20 protein-coding genes are annotated in these 17,906 nt (G+C 40.9%); 7 read left to right on the forward strand and 13 right to left on the reverse strand.

The window, feature by feature from the left end:
* From JUI58_RS21915 to JUI58_RS21930, 4 genes are all read left to right on the forward strand, one after another.
* Nucleotides 1-1,243 (forward strand): hypothetical protein (locus JUI58_RS21915; RefSeq protein ID WP_204105971.1); only part of this gene is annotated, 1,243 nt, incomplete at its 5' end.
* 30 nt (nt 1,244-1,273) lie between these two features.
* Nucleotides 1,274-1,756, forward strand: coding sequence for a hypothetical protein (locus tag JUI58_RS21920; RefSeq protein WP_204105972.1), 483 nt, complete (start codon nt 1,274-1,276; stop codon nt 1,754-1,756).
* A 41-nt stretch (nt 1,757-1,797) separates the two neighbouring features.
* Nucleotides 1,798-3,768, forward strand: coding sequence for a VgrG-related protein (locus JUI58_RS21925; RefSeq protein ID WP_204105973.1), 1,971 nt, complete (start codon nt 1,798-1,800; stop codon nt 3,766-3,768).
* Nucleotides 3,769-3,818: 50 nt separating this feature from the next.
* The gene (locus tag JUI58_RS21930) at nt 3,819-4,205 is read left to right on the forward strand and encodes a DUF4280 domain-containing protein (RefSeq protein WP_204105974.1); all 387 of its coding nucleotides are present in this window, start codon (nt 3,819-3,821) and stop codon (nt 4,203-4,205) included.
* Between the two features lie 2 nt (nt 4,206-4,207).
* On the opposite strand, the gene JUI58_RS21935 is transcribed toward JUI58_RS21930, so the two are convergent.
* The 3 genes from JUI58_RS21935 to dnaA all read right to left on the reverse strand — a co-directional run bounded on the left by JUI58_RS21935 (nt 4,208) and on the right by dnaA (nt 6,665).
* Nucleotides 4,208-4,837: a YqiA/YcfP family alpha/beta fold hydrolase gene (locus JUI58_RS21935; RefSeq protein ID WP_204105975.1), complete on the reverse strand. Its 630-nt coding sequence runs from the start codon at nt 4,835-4,837 to the stop codon at nt 4,208-4,210.
* An 88-nt stretch (nt 4,838-4,925) separates the two neighbouring features.
* The gene (locus JUI58_RS21940) at nt 4,926-5,213 is read right to left on the reverse strand and encodes a hypothetical protein (protein ID WP_204105976.1); all 288 of its coding nucleotides are present in this window, start codon (nt 5,211-5,213) and stop codon (nt 4,926-4,928) included.
* A 135-nt stretch (nt 5,214-5,348) separates the two neighbouring features.
* The gene (dnaA, locus tag JUI58_RS21945; protein WP_239121642.1) at nt 5,349-6,665 is read right to left on the reverse strand and encodes a chromosomal replication initiator protein DnaA; all 1,317 of its coding nucleotides are present in this window, start codon (nt 6,663-6,665) and stop codon (nt 5,349-5,351) included.
* Nucleotides 6,666-6,781: 116 nt separating this feature from the next.
* Between dnaA and def the strand changes: the two genes are divergently transcribed.
* Nucleotides 6,782-7,312 (forward strand): peptide deformylase, encoded by a 531-nt coding sequence (def, locus tag JUI58_RS21950; RefSeq protein WP_204105977.1) that lies wholly within the window; start codon nt 6,782-6,784, stop codon nt 7,310-7,312.
* Nucleotides 7,313-7,316: 4 nt separating this feature from the next.
* On the forward strand, nt 7,317-8,171 hold the full coding sequence (locus tag JUI58_RS21955) for a metalloregulator ArsR/SmtB family transcription factor (RefSeq protein ID WP_204105978.1): 855 nt from the start codon (nt 7,317-7,319) through the stop codon (nt 8,169-8,171).
* 33 nt (nt 8,172-8,204) lie between these two features.
* Here JUI58_RS21955 and JUI58_RS21960 read toward each other — a convergent pair whose 3' ends face one another.
* Together JUI58_RS21960 and JUI58_RS21965 are read right to left on the reverse strand one after the other, a co-directional pair.
* Complete coding sequence (locus JUI58_RS21960) at nt 8,205-8,741, reverse strand: tetratricopeptide repeat protein (RefSeq protein WP_204105979.1); 537 nt, start codon at nt 8,739-8,741, stop codon at nt 8,205-8,207.
* Between the two features lie 14 nt (nt 8,742-8,755).
* The gene (locus JUI58_RS21965) at nt 8,756-9,886 is read right to left on the reverse strand and encodes a hypothetical protein (protein ID WP_204105980.1); all 1,131 of its coding nucleotides are present in this window, start codon (nt 9,884-9,886) and stop codon (nt 8,756-8,758) included.
* A gap of 104 nt (nt 9,887-9,990) precedes the next feature.
* On the opposite strand from JUI58_RS21965, the gene JUI58_RS21970 reads away from it, so the two are divergent.
* Nucleotides 9,991-11,547, forward strand: a complete 1,557-nt coding sequence (locus JUI58_RS21970) for a CHASE3 domain-containing protein (protein ID WP_204105981.1) — start codon at nt 9,991-9,993, stop codon at nt 11,545-11,547.
* A gap of 41 nt (nt 11,548-11,588) precedes the next feature.
* Here the strand turns inward: JUI58_RS21970 and JUI58_RS21975 are convergent, their stop codons facing one another.
* The 8 genes from JUI58_RS21975 to JUI58_RS22010 form a co-directional block, all read right to left on the reverse strand.
* A complete protein-coding gene (locus JUI58_RS21975; RefSeq protein ID WP_204105982.1) occupies nt 11,589-12,395 on the reverse strand; it encodes a cupin domain-containing protein in 807 nt (268 codons plus the stop codon).
* A gap of 383 nt (nt 12,396-12,778) precedes the next feature.
* Entirely contained in the window at nt 12,779-13,528 is a 750-nt protein-coding gene (locus JUI58_RS21980) for a lysophospholipid acyltransferase family protein (protein WP_204105983.1), read from the reverse strand.
* 179 nt (nt 13,529-13,707) lie between these two features.
* Nucleotides 13,708-14,805, reverse strand: a complete 1,098-nt coding sequence (gene aroB, locus JUI58_RS21985) for a 3-dehydroquinate synthase (protein ID WP_204105984.1) — start codon at nt 14,803-14,805, stop codon at nt 13,708-13,710.
* 249 nt (nt 14,806-15,054) lie between these two features.
* Nucleotides 15,055-15,549 (reverse strand): photosystem II cytochrome c-550, encoded by a 495-nt coding sequence (gene psbV, locus JUI58_RS21990; RefSeq protein WP_204105985.1) that lies wholly within the window; start codon nt 15,547-15,549, stop codon nt 15,055-15,057.
* Nucleotides 15,537-15,701, reverse strand: coding sequence for a hypothetical protein (locus JUI58_RS21995; protein WP_204105986.1), 165 nt, complete (start codon nt 15,699-15,701; stop codon nt 15,537-15,539). Before JUI58_RS21995 ends, psbV begins: the two co-directional genes overlap by 13 nt.
* A gap of 109 nt (nt 15,702-15,810) precedes the next feature.
* Nucleotides 15,811-16,578 (reverse strand): uroporphyrinogen-III C-methyltransferase, encoded by a 768-nt coding sequence (gene cobA, locus JUI58_RS22000; RefSeq protein ID WP_204105987.1) that lies wholly within the window; start codon nt 16,576-16,578, stop codon nt 15,811-15,813.
* Nucleotides 16,569-17,330, reverse strand: coding sequence for a sirohydrochlorin chelatase (locus tag JUI58_RS22005; protein WP_204105988.1), 762 nt, complete (start codon nt 17,328-17,330; stop codon nt 16,569-16,571). Before JUI58_RS22005 ends, cobA begins: the two co-directional genes overlap by 10 nt.
* Nucleotides 17,331-17,456: 126 nt before the next feature.
* The gene (locus tag JUI58_RS22010) at nt 17,457-17,684 is read right to left on the reverse strand and encodes a hypothetical protein (protein ID WP_204105989.1); all 228 of its coding nucleotides are present in this window, start codon (nt 17,682-17,684) and stop codon (nt 17,457-17,459) included.
* Nucleotides 17,685-17,906: the final 222 nt, after the last annotated feature.

Genomic DNA, 17,906 nt, shown 5'->3' on the forward strand with positions numbered 1-17,906 from the left:
CTCAGAAACAGTTATAACTCCAGATTCAACGCAAATTAATTCTTCTGATACCAAACAAGAAATCTCTTCTTTCGATACTAAACAAGAAATCTCTTCTCGTTCTGGTATAGCGCCAAACGAACCTGTTCAAAAACAATCTATTTCTCCTATTCCAGAAACAGTTATAACTCCAGATTCACCTCAAATCAATTCTTCTGATGCTAAACAAGGAACATCCGATCGCATTTCAGATCATTCTAGCCTGACACTACCTCGCAAAAAACCGAAGAAGTCTTTGAAACCTATCGAACAATTGGCATCTCTAACTCACTTGAATTCATCTGAATCAATAACTTCTAAAATGCCAACTGTGTTGGAAAATTTGGCGCAACTCAGTCCTTTAAGTCGTTCGGGAAAATCTCAGTCGCAGTCACAACAATTCCAAAATAGTAGCCGACAGTCTTCTGGAAACTTCACAGATATAGTACAGAGAATGATTGAAGCAAAACCTCACGATCGCACTAACGATCGCCGATCGCCTTCCACAATTAACACAAACACACCATCCTCTCCATCTAACCTTGCTGAGTTAATAGGAGAAATGCAATCTTCCCCAACTCAAGATAAAGTGCAGCAAAGTGGCGATCGCCTTAACGGTATTCCTGATGCTTGGTCGAGTATTGAAGAATTAATCACTGCAACATCAACTTCTTCTAAATCTTCTCCTTCCCAGGGAAACTCGGTGCAGCGAAGTGGCGATCGCCTTAACGATATCCCTGATGCTTGGTCGAATATCGAAGAATTAATCGCTGCAACAACTCCTAGACAAACTACGTCTACTTCTTCTCTCAAAACACCAAAAAATAAACAGAAAACAGCCAAAAATAACGAAACCGTACAACGACAACCAACACCAGAAACAAAAATAAAGAAAACAAAAACACCAAAAGAAAAATCTCCCCCTAAAAAGTCTTCTTCGAGACGAAATTCTCAAAACGCGATCGCCCCTGCTATTCAACCTTTAAGATTCCCCGTTATTCAAAGAACAAGCGATCGTTCAAATTCTAAAATGCCAGATATAATGAGAGATACAGACGAAAATCAATCTGTAACCTTAACCTCTCAAAATGAAGAATCTACACCAACAAATAACGGAAATAACCTAGAAATCTTAGCACGAGAAATCTATAAATTCGTTCGTCAACGCTTAGTTTTAGAACGAGAACGTCATGGTTCTGGCTATTCTGGACGTTTGCCTTGGTAACGCCAAAATTAACAAATTAAGGAGAAAAACATGGCTCTTGAAAAAGCACAATTTATTTCTGAGAAAAACGATACGATCGAATTTTTGTTTAACCCCACTAAAATTACAGTGACGCGATCGTTTGAAACAAAATGTGAAGAAGGAACCGGGGGAGGAGGACTACCCAAGGTAAACTATAAAGGTCCTAATGCCAGCACCGTTTCAATTTCCGAGATTATCCTCGATACTTACGAAACGGGAACAGATGTTATGACCTATATTCAAAAATTTGAAACCGCATTGGAAAAAGATGACTCTTTAGGACGACCCCCAGTTTATACTTTAACTTGGGGTCAAAAAACCTATATCAAATGTTTTATTACTTCCTTGACTTATGAGTTAACCCGATTTTATAGCGATGGCACACCAGTACAAGCAAAAATTACGAGCCTAAACCTGTTAGAAGTTGAAGAATTAACGGCTTCTAGTGCCAGTAGCAAATCTTACGATACCACCAATCGTTCGAGTCGTTAAACTAATTTTATCCCTCAATTTTGGATTTTGAATTGTAAATTATGGCTACTGCAAGTTATACCCCAAAACTAACGATTAAAGTGGGAGGAAGCGCGATTTCTGACGACCTCAAAGAAGATATCATCTATGCTTCTGTAGAGGAAAGTCTCCATGCTCCCAGTATGTTTACGATTGTTGTTAGTAATCCTAAATATGGCGGTAATTCTGATGATACCTTTGGAGAAAATGAAGGTAGCTTCTCGATGGGAACAGCCGTAGAAATTAGTTTTACAGCCAGTACAACGGAATCAGAAGATTTTAGCGATGAATCAACAGGAACGTTAATGAAAGGAGAAATTACAGGACTAGAAACACATTTTACCAGTCAAGCAGAAGCGCCGATTATCGTGCGAGGATATGATGTTGCTCATCGCCTACATCGAGGGAGAATTATTGCTTCTTATCAGGATATGACGGATAGCGATATAGTCAAAAAAATCGCCTCAATGGTCGGGATTTCTGCTGGAACAATAGACACAACCAGTCCCACTCATGATTATGTTTTCCAAGAAAATCAAACCTATATGGAATTTTTGCGAGAACGTGCGGCTCGTAATGGTTATGAGTTATTTGTTCAAGATGAAAAACTATTTTTTCGTAAGCCTAGTTCTTCAGCAACATTAGAGCTAGAATGGTTAACAGATTTATCGAGTTTTCGCGGACGAGTTTCTAGTGCCGAGCAAGTGAAAGAAGTAGAAGTAAGAGGCTGGGACTATACCACAAAAAAAGAAATTTCTTCGACAAAATCATCTCAAAGTAATGTTTTAACCTCCACGAAATATGGCAAAGGAATGAGTTCAAGTACGCTATTTGATAAGCCGACATCTCCGAAAATGATTGTGGTTGATAAGCCTATTTATAGCTCTACAGAAGCCGACACAATTGCTCAAGCCTTAGTGGATGAATTGTCAGGGGATTTTGTTGTTGCTGATGCGACAGCAACTGGAAATCCGGATATTCGTCCCGGTAAAATTGTTAAATTGACCAACATGGGAAGCTACACGGGAGAGTATTATATTACCGAAACCCGTCAGATTTACGATCGCGGGACTTATACGACAGAATTTAGCGTGCGTGGGTTGCGCGGGGGAGATTTACTCAGTATTCTCTCCCCTCCCAATCGCTTAAAAATCGGTCAAACTTTATTAATTGGTAAAGTGACGGACAATAATGATGAGACTGATAAACTCCATCGCGTGAAGGTTTGGTTTCCCACTCTCACTCCTGAATCTGGCTCTGATGCTCACACAAGTTGGTGGGCGAGGGTGGTAGGAGTAGGGGCAGGCAGTTCTCGGGGATTTGACTGTTTGCCCGAGGTGGGAGATGAGGTCCTCGTAGCTTTTGAACACGGTGATATTCATCGCCCTATTGTCCTAGGAGGCCTGTGGAATGGTACAGATAAACCTCCAGAAGAGGTGACAAGTAGTGTGGCTAAGGGGAAAGTCCGCTTGCGAACTTTGCAAACCCGAGTCGGTCACAAATTCCAGTTTGTTGAAGAGGATAAAGATAGTAGTTATATTGGGGCTTATTTAACGACCAAGTACGGTCATGCAGCAAACTTTAACGATACCGATAAAAAAATCGAGATCAAAACCAAAGAAGGGCATCAAATTTTATTTGATGATACTAATAAGAAAATTGAGGTAAAATCTCAAGGAGGTCATACTATTACTTTGGATGATAATGGTAAATCTGTTAGTATTACGTCAACAGGAGATATGACCATTTCTGCTGGTTCTAGCAATACCCTTACCCTCAGTGCTAAAACTGTGGAAATTAAAGGAACAAGTGCAGTCAATGCCAGCGTAAGCAGTAGTAAGTTAGCAATTTCCTCCAGTAGTGTTAGTCTTAAAGCGGCGACCAGTGTTAGTGTTGAAGGCTCGACAACGGCTACATTAAAAGGTTCAACAACGGCTACGGTAAGCGGAGGAACTTCGGTTTCTGTTTCTGGGGCTACGGTTAGTTTAGGCTAAAGAAATAGAGTCAATCTCTTATTAATTATTGTTCATTAATCATTGAAAAAATGGCAAACTTAGTGGTTACAGGTGCAATAGTTTCTTGCTCGATGGGAACTGTGCCGACACCTTTAGTGGTAACGTCTAATGTCAAAGTGTTTGCAACTTTGACGGCAGCAACGGTTATGGATTATGCTCCGATCGCCAATATTTCCAGTTTTGTCCTGTGTAAATCGACAACCAACCCCACTACCATCGCGGCGACGGCGGCGGCACTGGGGGTATATACTCCAGGAGTCTGTATTCCTGCCACGATCGCCCCTTGGTCTCCTGGTGCGGTAAAAACCAAGATTGGGGGAATTGCTGCACTGACAGATAGTAGTAAATGTACTTGTGCTTATGGAGGATCAATTAGTGTTAGTTATGCCGGACAAATAAAAGTGAGTGCTTCTTAAACCTATAAACAAAATTTTTGAATTTCTTCCCAAAGTTGGGGAATAACATTTCCTAGGGTATGATTGCTTTCCAATTCAATTAATTTTACTTGAGGAAAATTCTTTTGATAATTCTTCGAGGCTTGAATGGGGATAACTTCATCGTACCGCCCATGTAAAATTAATGTTGGTACAACACATTGTAATTCTGAGTCGGGATACTTCTGTACATCTGTAATAAACTCATAATGCAAAGGTAAGCGACGATTTTGGCCATAGTGATAGATCGATAAATATCCCGTTTCTTGCCATTGTTGTAGTTTTTGTTCGCCGATTTTCGCTAAAAAGTGATTCAGGAAATTAAACGCAGGACAAAGGCAAATAACTTGCTTGACTTGAGGGTGTTTTTGTGCTAACCATACAGCCGTTAAGCCACCAAAACTTGAACCAATAATTGTAATCGGAGTCTCCGGATCGGGAAATTCTTCTTTAACTTGCTGAAGTTGACGAGAGAAAGTAAGGTGAGAAAAATCGTCTTGGTTGAGATCTAAAATATGCAAGGAAATACCGACTTTAGCAAAGCGATCGCACAAATATCGTGCTTTTAGCGATCGCGGACTTGAGGCAAAACCATGTAGATAAATATAGTACATTCACAAATAACGGGGCAGGTAATTGGCAAAAGAGAATCAATTGCTGTGAAAATTATAATATTTCTTTGCTTTCCCATACTTTGCTAATTTATTCAGAGAGTTGGTAGCGATAGGGAGTACACAAATCGAATAAACCCCCCACAAAACCCCAAGCACCCCCAATAGTCAAACTACCGACTACAGGATGTCCACTGCCAAAAACCGCCAAAAACGCTAAAACGCGATGGATATTGTTTTCCGCGATCGCCTGACAAGTCGGAATGCAACTTAATCCCCACAAGCCGATCAAAATTGCGGCACTGGTGATAATGGGAACAGTAAAACTAAAAAATGCGCTCAGAGAGAGGGATAGTAACCAATTTCGAGGGAGTCTCATATTAATGGTCCTTAACTAGCAATGCAAAGACAAAGGATGTTTTGGCTTTGTTAGAGTTCACCTTTACACCTTAGAAGCGTAAATCAGGATTATCCTAAAAATGTTTTAAATCTTAAACAAATATTTAAAATCTTCTTAATTCAAACCGACGCGATCGCTTAACCGCATGAGGATTTGATTAAGTTTATTATCATTTTTGCGCTGTTGGGTAATTTTGTCGCAGCTATACATAACAGTGGTATGGTCTTTGCCTCCAAATTCTTCCCCTATTCTTGGCAAACTCAAATCCGTATGCTGTCGCATCAGATACATTGCAATTTGTCTAGCTTGGCTAATTTCCCGGCGACGAGAGCTACTTTTGAGATCCTCAATGGAAACCTTTAAAGCCTCCGATACTGCATTTAAAATGTTTTCAGGGGTTGCTTTCACCCGATCTGAGGTGGGATTTAAGATAGGGGCAATATTTTCGACGGTCATGGACAACCCAGAAATGGAAATGTAGGCTATGGTGCGAATCAGTGCGCCTTCTAATTCCCGAATATTGGAGGTATAGCGGGTAGCAATATACTCAATGACTGTCTGCGGGAGGCTAATATTTTGATCTTCTCCCTTCTTTTGCAGAATAGCCATGCGGGTTTCTAAATCCGGCGACTGGATATCGGCAATTAATCCCATTGAAAAGCGAGAACATAAGCGCTCTTGCAAGCGAGGGATGCGATCGGGAGAGCGATCGGCAGCTAAAACCACCTGTTTTCCGGCTTCGTGTAGGGTATTAAAAGTATAGAAAAACTCTTCTTGGGTGGATTCTGTGCCTTCAATGAATTGAATATCGTCCACTAAGAGTACATCTGCTGCGCGATAGCGATCGCGAAAACTCTGCATACTATCTTGACGAATGGCGGTAATGAGATCATTAGTAAATTTTTCCGTAGAAACGTAGAATACTTGAGAATTGGGAGCAATTTCTAAGCGATAATGCCCGATCGCCTGCATGAGATGAGTTTTACCCAAACCAACTCCACCACAAAGAAACAAGGGGTTGAATTCCCGTCCTGGAGACTCTGCTACCGCGAGGGAAGCCGCATGAGCCATGCGATTATTAGCACCGACGACAAAATGAGAAAAGACGTATTTGAGATTAAATGGCGTGGGTAAGGAATGGCGATCTTCTTGGGGAGGATTGGGAAAGATCGCGCCATCCCCCTGAGCCGTAGTGAATTGAATTTCTACAGGATATCCTAATATCTCTGCTGCTACTTCTGCCACGATCGCCAGGTAATGCTTTTGTAACCAATTGCGGGTAAATGGGTTCGGCGCTTGGATAACTATAACGCGATCGCGGACTTCTTGCAGGGTTGCTGGCTCGATCCACGTCTTGAAGGTGGGAGGAGTCAATTGGGCTTCCAAGCGTTTTAAGATAGCATTCCAAAGGCGATCGGGAGACATGGGCATTTTGGTAGCTAGAACAAACTTGAGGACAAACTTGAAATAGAGGTTCTGTTTAACAAAGCGATCGGGGATGGCGATCGAGAATCTAGAATGGGAAATAACTTGCTTTTTTCTGTATTATGTCCGAACTACTCGATATTGCTCGATTAGGTCATTCTATTTTGCGACAACAAGCCCAAGTCGTCAAAGATGTTACTAAGCCACATATTCAAGTCTTAATCGATGATCTTATCGCAACGGCAGCCGCAGCTAAGGGAGTTGGTATTGCTGCACCTCAAGTTGCTCAATCTTATCGTTTATTTATTATTGCTTCTAGGCCGAGCGATCGCTATCCTTCTGCTCCCATAATGCAGCCTACAGCAATGATTAATCCCCGAATTTTAGCAGCTTCCGAAGCTATAGATAAGGATTGGGAAGGATGCTTGAGCGTGCCAGGAGTGCGGGGATTAGTGCCTCGATCGCAAGAAATAGAGGTGGAATATGGCGATCGCCGCGGCCATCTTCAAAAAACAATTCTCACGGATTTTGTCGCCCGCATTTTTCAACACGAACTCGATCATCTTAATGGTATCCTTTTTATCGATCGCCTCGAAAGTGCAGAGGATCGATTTACTGAGAAAGAATATCAAGCAATTATTCGGAAAAAGTAATTTTATGAAAAAAGATAATATCACTCGTTATGCCGATCTTCTTGCTGCTTTAGGCTCTACCGCACGCTTGACTATTGTACGCTTGCTGGTTAAAAAACATCCTCAAGGGATGATGCAAGGAGAAATACAAGCTCGTCTGAAGATTCCTCAAGCTAAACTCATGCCTCATTTAGCTAAACTCCAACAACAAGGGCTAGTGCGATCGCGTCAAGAAGATCAATATTTATATTATGGGATCGATGTCGATCTTTTGGAAGATTTATTGGCATTTTTTTATGCTGAATGTTGCGTCCGTCGGCGCGTGGTTGACTGGAGTAAGGTCAGCGAAAGGAAAGATGAACTAATTACTGAAAATCATTTTTTATATATTCCCGAAGATGACGATCTTGAACATCTTATTGATGGGGCAATTTACGATCGCTTGGGGGGAAAATCTTTACAAGTTTTACTTCTTGCGCGTAACGAAGCGGCTCGCTTAAATCATAATTTTATCGGCACAGAACAGATTTTATTAGGATTAATGGGGGAGGGAAGTGGAGAAGCGGCGCGATCGCTCAAATCTTGGGGGATGGATTTAGTGCAAACGCGAAAGGAAGTAAAAGAATTTATTGGAGAAGGTCGAGGAACAGGGGAAGAAGTTCCTTTAACTCCCAAGGCTAAACGAGTTTTAGAATTTTCTCTGGAGGAGGCGATCGCCGGGGGAAATCTTCTCATCAATACAGAACATATTTTATTAGGTTTAATTCGTGAATGGCAAGCCTCATGGGAAATAAAAGATACTTTAAGTGTAGCTTCTCGGTTACTATCCCAACTTTCTCTTGATGCTAAAACCATGATGGAAGAATTGCGATCGTATTAGTTTGCAAAGCACAAAAATTTGAATTTCTAGAAGTTAATGACTCCAAAAAAATAATCCTCCCAAAATGAGTAAAACTACCATCAAGGCAAATCCAGTAAATTGATTATCTTGATGGTTAATTTCTTCAGATTCGAGAGAAGATGACTCGCTAATACTATCGCGATTTTCCTGGGGTTTGGCTTTAATGTCAACGTAGTAATTTTTGACAGTATTCTCTTCTAAATTTACCAAGTCGGGAATATTGGTCATCCAATCTTCGGGACGCTTAAGTTGCGGGGCTTTGAGGATATAAATTAAATTTTTTGCTTGTTTTTTGGTTTGAGAGTCGGGATGCAATAAGAGTTTTTCACACAGTGCGATCGCCGCTTCTATTGCATTGGCTGCTTGATAAGCTGTCACTAACCATATTTGCACTTCTCCTCCTAAACGCGAAAGACGATTGACTAAGGCAGAGGCTGTTTCTAAATAGGTTATACTAGCTTTATATTGGCCATTTTCAAAGGCCTGTTTTCCTGCTTGATAATTGTATTCAAAGGTTTCTTTTGTTTCTACATTCTCCGAGTGATTCATCTCAAACCTCCCTACTATGATTGTATGAGAAGAAAGGCCACACTGGCCAATCCTGATGCAGCTAAAGGTGCGATCGCGATCGCGCCTTCTCCCGCACTCAATAACAACAAAAAGTAAATATCCATATAAACCCGTGAAAAATCCAAATAATACCCTAAAATTGTAATACTGCTCAGGCAGAATAACAAGCCATAAGCAAAGGTAACACCGACAAGTAAAGTATTTTGCTTGGGTTGATGATAACCATACCAGAAGATCGAGACAAAACAAGCAATCAAAATGCCAAATAAATAGATTTCAAAAATTGTACTCGTTGTAAATTCATTTTGAAAGAAGCCTACAATCTTAGAAAAAATGCCAACAAAGGGATAGTCAAAATTTGTTTTAGTTCCTAATATACCTCGGTTTTTAAAGCGAATAAAAACATAAAAATTCCAAGCAAAAACTGGCAGAAGAACTATAAATAAATGACGTAGTTGCTGCCAGTTTTTTTGCCAATAACTGACCAAAATAAAAGCAAACCAAACTAACAAAACAGTCTCCCTTGTCAGACAAGCTAATGCTAAAAATGTCGTGGTTAAAACTGGCTTATTTTTTTGATAATAGTAAAGAGAAGCAATGAGTAAAAAACTGCTCAATAAATCTGATGTTGATAGAGAGAAAACCAGCCAGCATCCCGGAATACAAAGCACAAGAAGCGATCGCCAGATCGTTCCATTTTTTTCTTTTAAATACAAGCCACAGATAAAGGCGATCGCAACAATACAAACAGCATTAATTCCCACCATAGTATAAGGAATTAAACGCACATTTCCCAAGCTCAAAAGATAGCCCAGAAAAGGATAAAAAATGCGTCGATAGCGATAAAGAGGATGATCCAGTGCCGAAATTGTTCCCTCCTGTTGTAAAAAAGGATCGAAGGCAATACTTAAAAATTGTTGTCCGTCATATCCCAATTGTTCTGGGTAAATAAAAGTGTCTTGCGGATTTAAAAAAGGAGATAAAGGGAGAACATCACCAATGCGAAAAAAGCCAGTAATATTGCCTGAAAACTTAAAAACATAAAGGAAGAGAAAAACAATAATAACCACAACAGCAACAATAGCAGTATTTTTGACAATAGGCGATCGCAACAAAATTTTCATAAAACTTAAAAAAACAAAATTATTATAAATTTACTAGCAGACTTGTTAAAAAATATTAAAATTTAGTGCATTAATACAGAAACTATAACTAGAATAGGTCATAAATGGTTCTCTTGGCAAGAACAATTTCCTGCCAGCAAGAAATAAAAAGTAAAAAGTTTTATGAACCCAATCACAAATTAAATTATAAATTAGGTTATACCATGTCCCAGAATGCTATTCGGCTTAGTAAAATGGTACCGTTGGGGTTCGGTTCTGTTTTTTTGTTAATGATTGGTGTTGGACTTGTATCTAAATCAAGCATGAATAAATTGGGGGAAGCTGTAGAATGGCAAACCCATACTTATCTAGTCAAGACAAATTTATACACATTAGAAAAGAATTTATTGGATGCGGAAACAGGGCAGAGGGGTTTTATTTTCACTGGTAAAGAGTCATATTTAGAACCATATAACAGGGGAAAAATAGACTTCTTAAAAACAATAGATGAGATCAACAATTTAGCACAAGATAACCCAGAACAAATAAAAAATTTGGAGCAAGTTCAAGAATTGGCTCAAAATAAAATAGATGAATTGTCCGAAACTGTATCCCTAAAAAGAGCGAATAAAGAGCAAGAATTAAGAGATTTAGTTCTTTCAGATCGGGGAAAATTATTAATGGATGAAATCAAAAATAAGCTGCAAGAAATGATAAAAATAGAAAACGATCTCTTGATTGAACGAACAAAATTGGCAAAACAATCAGAGCAATTATCACTGCTTGTATCGGTAGTAGGTACATCTGTTGCTTTAGTAATTGGTTCTTTTATTATGGTATTTATTTCTCGCAAAATTATCCAACCAATCAATGAGATATCCAATACCATCGCCAGTTCTTCTGCGGAGATAGCTGCCACAATTGAACAGCAAGAACGCGCCGCTACACAGCAAGCTATTGCTGTTAATGAAACTACCACTACAGTGGAAGAATTGGGCGCTTCTTCTCAACAATCAGCATCTCAAGCCCAAAATGCTGCAATATCAGCACAACAAGCTCTAACCCTCACTGATAAGGGAAGTTTAGCTATACAGGGAAACCTAGAATTGATGACAATATTAAAACAAAACGTCGAGGCGATCGCTAAACAAATAGAGAGCTTAAATAAACAAAATAATCAGATTAGTTTGTTCTCCAATGTAGTGAACAATTTAGCAAGTCAAACCAATATGCTGGCACTTAATGCTGCCGTTGAAGCCGTGCGAGCAGAGGAAAATGGTAAAGGTTTTAGTGTTATTTCCAGAGAAATCCGCAAACTAGCAGATCAAAGTAAAAAATCTACGGATCAGATTGATAACCTCGTTACGTCTATTAAGAATGAAATCAATTCTACCGTCAGAGTGACAGATGAGGGCATTAAGACAGTAGAATCAGGAAGCACAATTACTCAAAGTATGGTAGATGCTTTCTCGGGAGTGACAGATGCTGTTAATAACGTGTTATTAAAAAATCAACAAATTTCTCAAAATTCCCAACAACAGGCAAATGCCATTCAACAAGTAGTCGATGCCATGAACATCATTAATCAGTCATCAAAAGAAACCGCTAGCGGTATTAATCAAACCAAAGTAGGCATACAACAACTGAATCAAGTTGTTCAAACTCTCAATTCAATTATCTAAGACCAAAAACAGTGGCGATTTTTCCAGAAGCAATCATCGACTTACTGGAATGAAAGACCAAGGGCTAGGCAAGAATGTCCTTCCGGCGCACTAACTTGATAGGACTGTGTTTGAATCGTTTGAGCAACCACTAACATATCTTTATCAAAAACAGTTCCGTCAATAGTACAAAGTCCCTTTAGTACCAATAGATAATTGCCTTGATAATCATAGTTTTCCAGAGAAGCACTTTTGATGAACTGCGAACGCATACCACCGTCTGAATCAAGGGGAATATCGTAAACTAAAACATCATCTTGGGCTTCCTCAAAGGGATACATTGACTCTAATTCAGGATCGAGAGTGTTGATTTGAATGGGGGTATAGTCCCGAATTAAGTCTGTATTTGCGAAATCTGGTGGTGAAGCATAGGCCAAAATAAAAAAACCAGTGCTATCTGAAATCGAGTGTCCACTGCTAGGGGGGTTGAAATAAAGCGATCCCGTGGGATAAACTCCTTTTGCGTCGGTTTGGGAGCCATCAATGGAATATACAGATTCGGTCATGGAGTGGTAGTGGAGTCCAACACTCCCATCTGGGACAGTGTACCACAAGATACTGATATGCTCGGTATCGGCGGCTCCGGAAAGAATGAGTTTTTCTAAATTGGGTCTGAAGGTGAAGAAGTCATAGTTTTCTGGGTTAGCTGTTAGTTCGTTGAGATTGATGATAGTTGAAGCATTCAGACCCGACTCATGGGTACTATCTTTTGCCATATCTGCTGCTAGTAATCGATTTGGGAAGATATTCCAACCTCTAAAAATAAGCAGGCCGAAAGTCACCAGAAATAAAGTTTTAATGCGTTGCATAAGCGATCGATTCCTTTCTTGCTAAACACCACGAAAATTTAATTTGACGACTCAATATATCATGATGTAGAATAGCAATTTTGTTACAAGCATTCCAGATTAATAAATATTTTTACCAATTTCTTTAATCTCTAATAGAGAAGCAGATAGCGATCGCGTCATACAACTCATTGAAGAGATTCGCGATCGCCATCCAGAAATTGCCCATTTTTTAATGCACTTAGTTGATAATTTTCAGTTTGAACAACTGATTCAAGTAACCCAAATTATTCTACTCGATAACTGTATTTCTCAAGAGCAAGTCTCGGAAATTAGTTGATCTTGGATGATCTCTGAATAGTCGATCGCAATATCTTCAACAGGACAAAATCTAATTAAAAACTCTAACAAAGAACATAATCTTGAATCTCTTCGAGTTCGTGTAAACCTTTCAACGCATCTTCAAGATCGGCAGTTAGTTTTTGAGAAACTTTTTTGCTAGATTTCCCAGTCCCATAACGCGAAACCTCTATTGCATTACCAATATCAACTTTAACATCACATCCCCAACGAGGATAAAGTTGGGAATAATGAATGCTAATGGGAACAATTTTAACAGTTTCTTGCGCGAGTTTAGCTTGAGCTTGTAAGGCGATCGCGGCCAAACCTCGTTTTAAAGATTCAACACAACGCTGGTGATAAATATCCCCCTCCGGAAAAATCGCCAGCATTTCACCTTGGCATAAAAGATCGATACTATGAGATAAACTAGCTGAATTCGGATGCTTAGGATTCACTGCAAAGCCTCCCAAATTGCGAATAAACCATCCTTGTATCTTACGATTCATTTCATTACTCGACACCATAAAGCGAGGATCTCTTCCCGTTGCTAATCTGCCAGCAGCATAAGCTAAAATCAGCGCATCCCAACGCGATCGATGAGTGGGGGCTAAAAGAACAGGACCATCAAGGGGAATATTTTCTTGTCCATTCACTTCAATATGATTAAAGTAAAATGGCAGAAGACAATAACGCCCGAGGGGGTAAGCAATGCGAGCTAACCAGGGAGAGATATTTGAGGGAGAAATGGCATTCATGGGACGAGAATTTGGGAGTGCTGTCAAGTTGGGGTGATGGGAGCGAACGAAAGTCATCGATTGATAAGCTACAATTAACTTTCTAGTCTTATCATAAATGCAAAAACCTGCGCCAATTTGGTTAACAGGACACTAAATAGATTGACCTTTTAGCTTTTTTGGGCGATCGCTTGCACACCCCTTTCAAATAATCCCTATCTTTGGTTCCATTATCAGATCAAATTCTGATGAATTTACTAATTGTTTGATTGACAATTTGCGATCGCACTCCTGATCTCCTCTTCTCCAACGCGATCGCTGATCCTAACGGCACCAATGCGATCAGGAAGAATAAAACGAACCTTCCCATCTTTAACTTTCTTATCACTTTTCAACGCTTCTAATATCCCATCAGCATCCAGATCCCTAGGAATTTTTGTCGGGAGTCCCGTTTTCTCAATTAAAGCATTTTGTCGTTCAGCATCGCGATCGCCCCACATTCCCAGTTTTAAAGCAATTTCCCCCGCAGCAACCATACCAATTGCCACGGCTTCCCCATGATTGATAGAACGATATCCGGTTAAACTTTCCACTGCATGGCCGATCGTATGTCCATAGTTGAGAATGGCACGCAAACCCGCTTCTTTTTCATCTTGACTCACCACCTCCGCTTTCGCCTGACACGATCGCAGCAAAATCGTTTCTAATAATTCTTTGTCAATAAAATAATAGCTATTGAGGCGTTTAGCGGCTTCAAGGCGGGCAAAAAGGTCTGCATCCCAAATAATGCCATATTTAATTACTTCTGCCATTCCTGCCCGAAATTCTCGAGGGTGAAGAGTTTTTAAGACCAAGGGATCGATCGCAACGAGTTTGGGTTGATAAAACGCCCCAATTAAATTTTTCCCCTCGGGATGATTAACCCCTGTTTTCCCCCCGATCGCCGCATCTACCATTGCCAGGAGAGAAGTCGGCACCTGTACGAAATTCACCCCCCGCAACCAACTCGAAGCCGCAAAACCCGTCATATCCCCCACAACACCCCCACCCAACGCCATAAAAGTAGCAGATCGTTCGAGATGATGTTTTAAAGCGGTATCATAGATTTTTTGAATAGATTTAAGGGTTTTATAGCGTTCTCCTGGGGGGATAAGATGGGAGATAACTTCAAACCCAGCATTTTCTAAGGACTTTTGGACTCTTTCCCCATAATGCTTAAAAATTGACGCATTGGAAATAATGAGGACTTTTTTGCCCAAATTCAAGGGTTGCAGTTGTTCGCCAATCTTATCTAAACCACCCGAGGCGATCGCGATATCATAAGCATTTTGAGGTAAATCAACTCGGATTTGCATTCAGGTAATTGGTGATTGGTAATAGTAAGAATTAAGGGGATATGGCACAGCCACATCCCCATTTAATGAGTGGGAGAGGAGTGAGAGAATCAAAAATAGGACTTACACATTAACGGGCAAGATGCCCGCACTACCATAATTAGAGAATACAGTAGTGGGAGCGTCTCGCTCCCTAATTGCGTCTTGCTCCCTAATTGCGTAAGTTCTAAAAAATAATTTCTCGACTCCTTCATACCTTCAAGAAGGGTATTAGTTAATGGTTTTACCACCACCCCACTGTTCGCCTTTTAAATTGGGCTGAACGAGAATATAACCTGCTAAATTGTAGAGGTCATCTTGATTGTATTTTCTCATTTCCGACCAAAGATCGAGACGACTCATGCTGGGGTGCAATACATCGATCGACTCTTCTCCATCATAGGTTTTGGGATCGTTGATGAAATCTACAAGAGCCAAAACGTTATATCGGGATGGGAATGCACCTTCCAAATCCTCCGATTTTAAGGTGATATTAGGATTGGTTTTGGTTCTTCCTGCCATGTGGCATTGAGAACAAGTATCGTTAAATATCTTCCTCCCGTTATCTAATTGTTTGTTGGTAATGACAACGGTTTCGCCCTCCGAGTTTAAGGTGACGGTTCGATAAACCTCATCCACATTAACCGCCCGAGCGTTGTCTACCGCAATTTGAAAACTGAACAATAGCATCGCAAAAGCGATCGCCGCAACTTTTAAAAAACGCATTCTCCTCCTCCAATGGATTTTTGCTCCATTTTTTTGTTATAGAGATAATATCGCCTCAATTCTCTCGTTTTTGGCTTCTCATCTCTGATAACAGAAATGATGACTGGCTCGATGAAGCCAATATAACGAAGGGTTAAGCGATTCTCATCCATAATATGATGCCATTAATCGGTAATCGGGAATCGACAATTGGCGATCGGGTAGGGGAAATTTTTCTCAATACTTCTCAATACTTCTCAATACTTTCTCAGGATTTGAGGATTACCCATTTTTGGCGATCTGTTCCCTAAAGTTAATAATCTTGCCAACGATCGCGATCGCCGGAGCCTCAAAGCCTGTTGTTGCAACTTGTTCGACGATTGTGGCGAGGGTGCCGATCAGTTCTTCTTGTTCTGGGCGAGTCCCCCAACGAATCAAAGCGATGGGGGTTTCTGGGTTTAAACCCCCCTCTTGCAGTTGGGTTGTAATCTGGGGGAGATTATGAATGCCCATGTAAATCACAATGGTTTCAGATCCTTGGGCGATCGCGCCCCAATTAACTTGAGGACGATATTTCCCTGCTTTCTCATGACCGGTGACAAAGGTAACAGAGGAACTATAATTGCGATGGGTGATGGGAATACCCGCATAAGCTGGAGCCGCGATACCAGAGGTAATTCCGGGGACGACTTCTACTGGGATACCCGCCGCCAAAATATCCTCCATTTCTTCCCCTCCGCGCCCAAAAACAAAGGGATCTCCTCCTTTTAAGCGCACGACGATCGCCTTGTCTCGTGCTTTGTCAATTAAGATTTGTGTCGTTTCTTGTTGTAATTTGGAATGTCGTCCCCTGCGCTTTCCGGCATCAATTTTCTCAGCTTGGGGGTTAATCATCAGCAAAATTTCTGGACTGACTAAGGCATCATAAACCACCACATCTGCACATTCGAGGATGCCTTTCCCTTTCAAGGTCATTAAGCCAGGGTCCCCAGGTCCGGCACCGACCAAGTAAACTTTACCCGTCCAAGTTGTTTGCTTTTCTAACAGCATAAATCTATCCAATCTCTAATTAATCTTGCCAGTTCTGGCGTTGCACCGAGGGGCTGTCCTAAACGTAAATCTGTACGGGGAAATTTGGACTGCAATCTTTGTATTTCTTGGGCGATCGCATCGGTAATCCCCCCAGTAAATAAAAAGTAGGGCTGAATGGCGATCGTTTTCTGTTCGCCTGTTACCAAATGGGATATTTGCCTTTCTAAATCCGGTAAAACGTGCCAATAAGCAGGGATGGCGTTCAATTTTACGGCAATTTCCGCAATTTTTTGGTTGGCATACTCGCGCCGACTGCCGTGAGCCAATAAAATGCGATTTTGGGCGGGAATGCGGGCAAAAGCAGCGTTGAGCAACTTTACCATTTCTCCGAGGGAGCCGAGATGAGGAATTAATTCTAGCTCAATTTCTCCCTTTAGTTGCGATCGCGCTTTGGCAACGCGATCGGGAATGTCTTCGCTAACGTGAATGCCGCTTAACAGGAACAGAGGACAGATTTTAACGCGCTTTAACCCGGCTGCTTTTGCTTTTTGGGCAAATTCTACGATGCTATCTTCTAGGGGCATAGAGGCTAATTCCAGCGCCGCAGAATTGATGGGGGGGGAGAAGGGCAAAACGAGGGTATTTCCGGTGACAGAACCCGGGGCGATCGCGCTGAGTTCTCGAGTCACGAGGGTAGTTAACTGAGACATGGCGAGATGGGGACGGCGATCGCGGCTTCCGTGCCAAACGAGGAGAATTGCTGAAGACAAGACTAATTAAAAATTCTGAATTACTGGGATACTTTAGCGCATTTGTCAACCTTTTTCAATATTTCTTTATAAAACCCTCTAGCCAGATGCTAGAGGGTGAAAAAAACCGATAATTTTGGGGAATTTTTAGAAACCCGGTACTTCTTGATGAACGGGAGTAACATTAGAACGAGATAAAGTCGAAGCAACTATTGCAGTTACTCCACCCCCAAAGATGAGGAATCCTGCGAGGGCGATCGCGCTACCGACTTGTTTTAAACTTAATCTGCGAGGAAGGGCGATCGAACGGATTCTCAGAGGTCCGACAGTTTCTTCATACATCATCGCCATGTGAGTGTAGCCGAGAACTTCCATAGTATTCTCCTTAACTGAATTGAATTATTTCTTAACAATTAGAATGTCTTCGGGGTTGGATGCACGACCATCAAGCTATGCTCGGCCATAAGTGTAGCATTATTTTTTTGGCATTTCATCTTTTTTCATCGAAAAATTGGGTAGAAACCCCGTCCTTATAGGACGGCTTTATATTAGTTTCGCTACCGCCTTGGAGTTGTTTAATTAGGGTGCTTTTGTATT

Source organism: Spirulina sp. CCY15215 (assembly GCF_016888125.1).
In the GTDB taxonomy this organism is placed as follows: Bacteria; Cyanobacteriota; Cyanobacteriia; order Cyanobacteriales; family Spirulinaceae; genus CCY15215.

Excerpts from the sequence above, each read along its gene's own strand:
- psbV (WP_204105985.1), bottom strand. The coding sequence starts at position 15,549 with ATGCGTTTTTTAAAAGTTGCGGCGATCGCTTTTGCGATGCTATTGTTC.
- JUI58_RS21925 (WP_204105973.1), top strand. The coding sequence starts at position 1,798 with ATGGCTACTGCAAGTTATACCCCAAAACTAACGATTAAAGTGGGAGGA.
- JUI58_RS21960 (WP_204105979.1), bottom strand. The coding sequence starts at position 8,741 with ATGAATCACTCGGAGAATGTAGAAACAAAAGAAACCTTTGAATACAAT.
- JUI58_RS21970 (WP_204105981.1), top strand. The coding sequence starts at position 9,991 with ATGGTTCTCTTGGCAAGAACAATTTCCTGCCAGCAAGAAATAAAAAGT.
- dnaA (WP_239121642.1), bottom strand. The coding sequence starts at position 6,665 with ATGCCCATGTCTCCCGATCGCCTTTGGAATGCTATCTTAAAACGCTTG.
- JUI58_RS21995 (WP_204105986.1), bottom strand. The coding sequence starts at position 15,701 with ATGGATGAGAATCGCTTAACCCTTCGTTATATTGGCTTCATCGAGCCA.
- JUI58_RS21955 (WP_204105978.1), top strand. The coding sequence starts at position 7,317 with ATGAAAAAAGATAATATCACTCGTTATGCCGATCTTCTTGCTGCTTTA.
- JUI58_RS21975 (WP_204105982.1), bottom strand. The coding sequence starts at position 12,395 with ATGCAACGCATTAAAACTTTATTTCTGGTGACTTTCGGCCTGCTTATT.
- aroB (WP_204105984.1), bottom strand. The coding sequence starts at position 14,805 with ATGCAAATCCGAGTTGATTTACCTCAAAATGCTTATGATATCGCGATC.
- def (WP_204105977.1), top strand. The coding sequence starts at position 6,782 with ATGTCCGAACTACTCGATATTGCTCGATTAGGTCATTCTATTTTGCGA.
- JUI58_RS21965 (WP_204105980.1), bottom strand. The coding sequence starts at position 9,886 with ATGAAAATTTTGTTGCGATCGCCTATTGTCAAAAATACTGCTATTGTT.
- JUI58_RS21930 (WP_204105974.1), top strand. The coding sequence starts at position 3,819 with ATGGCAAACTTAGTGGTTACAGGTGCAATAGTTTCTTGCTCGATGGGA.
- cobA (WP_204105987.1), bottom strand. The coding sequence starts at position 16,578 with ATGCTGTTAGAAAAGCAAACAACTTGGACGGGTAAAGTTTACTTGGTC.
- JUI58_RS21940 (WP_204105976.1), bottom strand. The coding sequence starts at position 5,213 with ATGAGACTCCCTCGAAATTGGTTACTATCCCTCTCTCTGAGCGCATTT.
- JUI58_RS21935 (WP_204105975.1), bottom strand. The coding sequence starts at position 4,837 with ATGTACTATATTTATCTACATGGTTTTGCCTCAAGTCCGCGATCGCTA.
- JUI58_RS21920 (WP_204105972.1), top strand. The coding sequence starts at position 1,274 with ATGGCTCTTGAAAAAGCACAATTTATTTCTGAGAAAAACGATACGATC.
- JUI58_RS21980 (WP_204105983.1), bottom strand. The coding sequence starts at position 13,528 with ATGACTTTCGTTCGCTCCCATCACCCCAACTTGACAGCACTCCCAAAT.
- JUI58_RS22010 (WP_204105989.1), bottom strand. The coding sequence starts at position 17,684 with ATGGAAGTTCTCGGCTACACTCACATGGCGATGATGTATGAAGAAACT.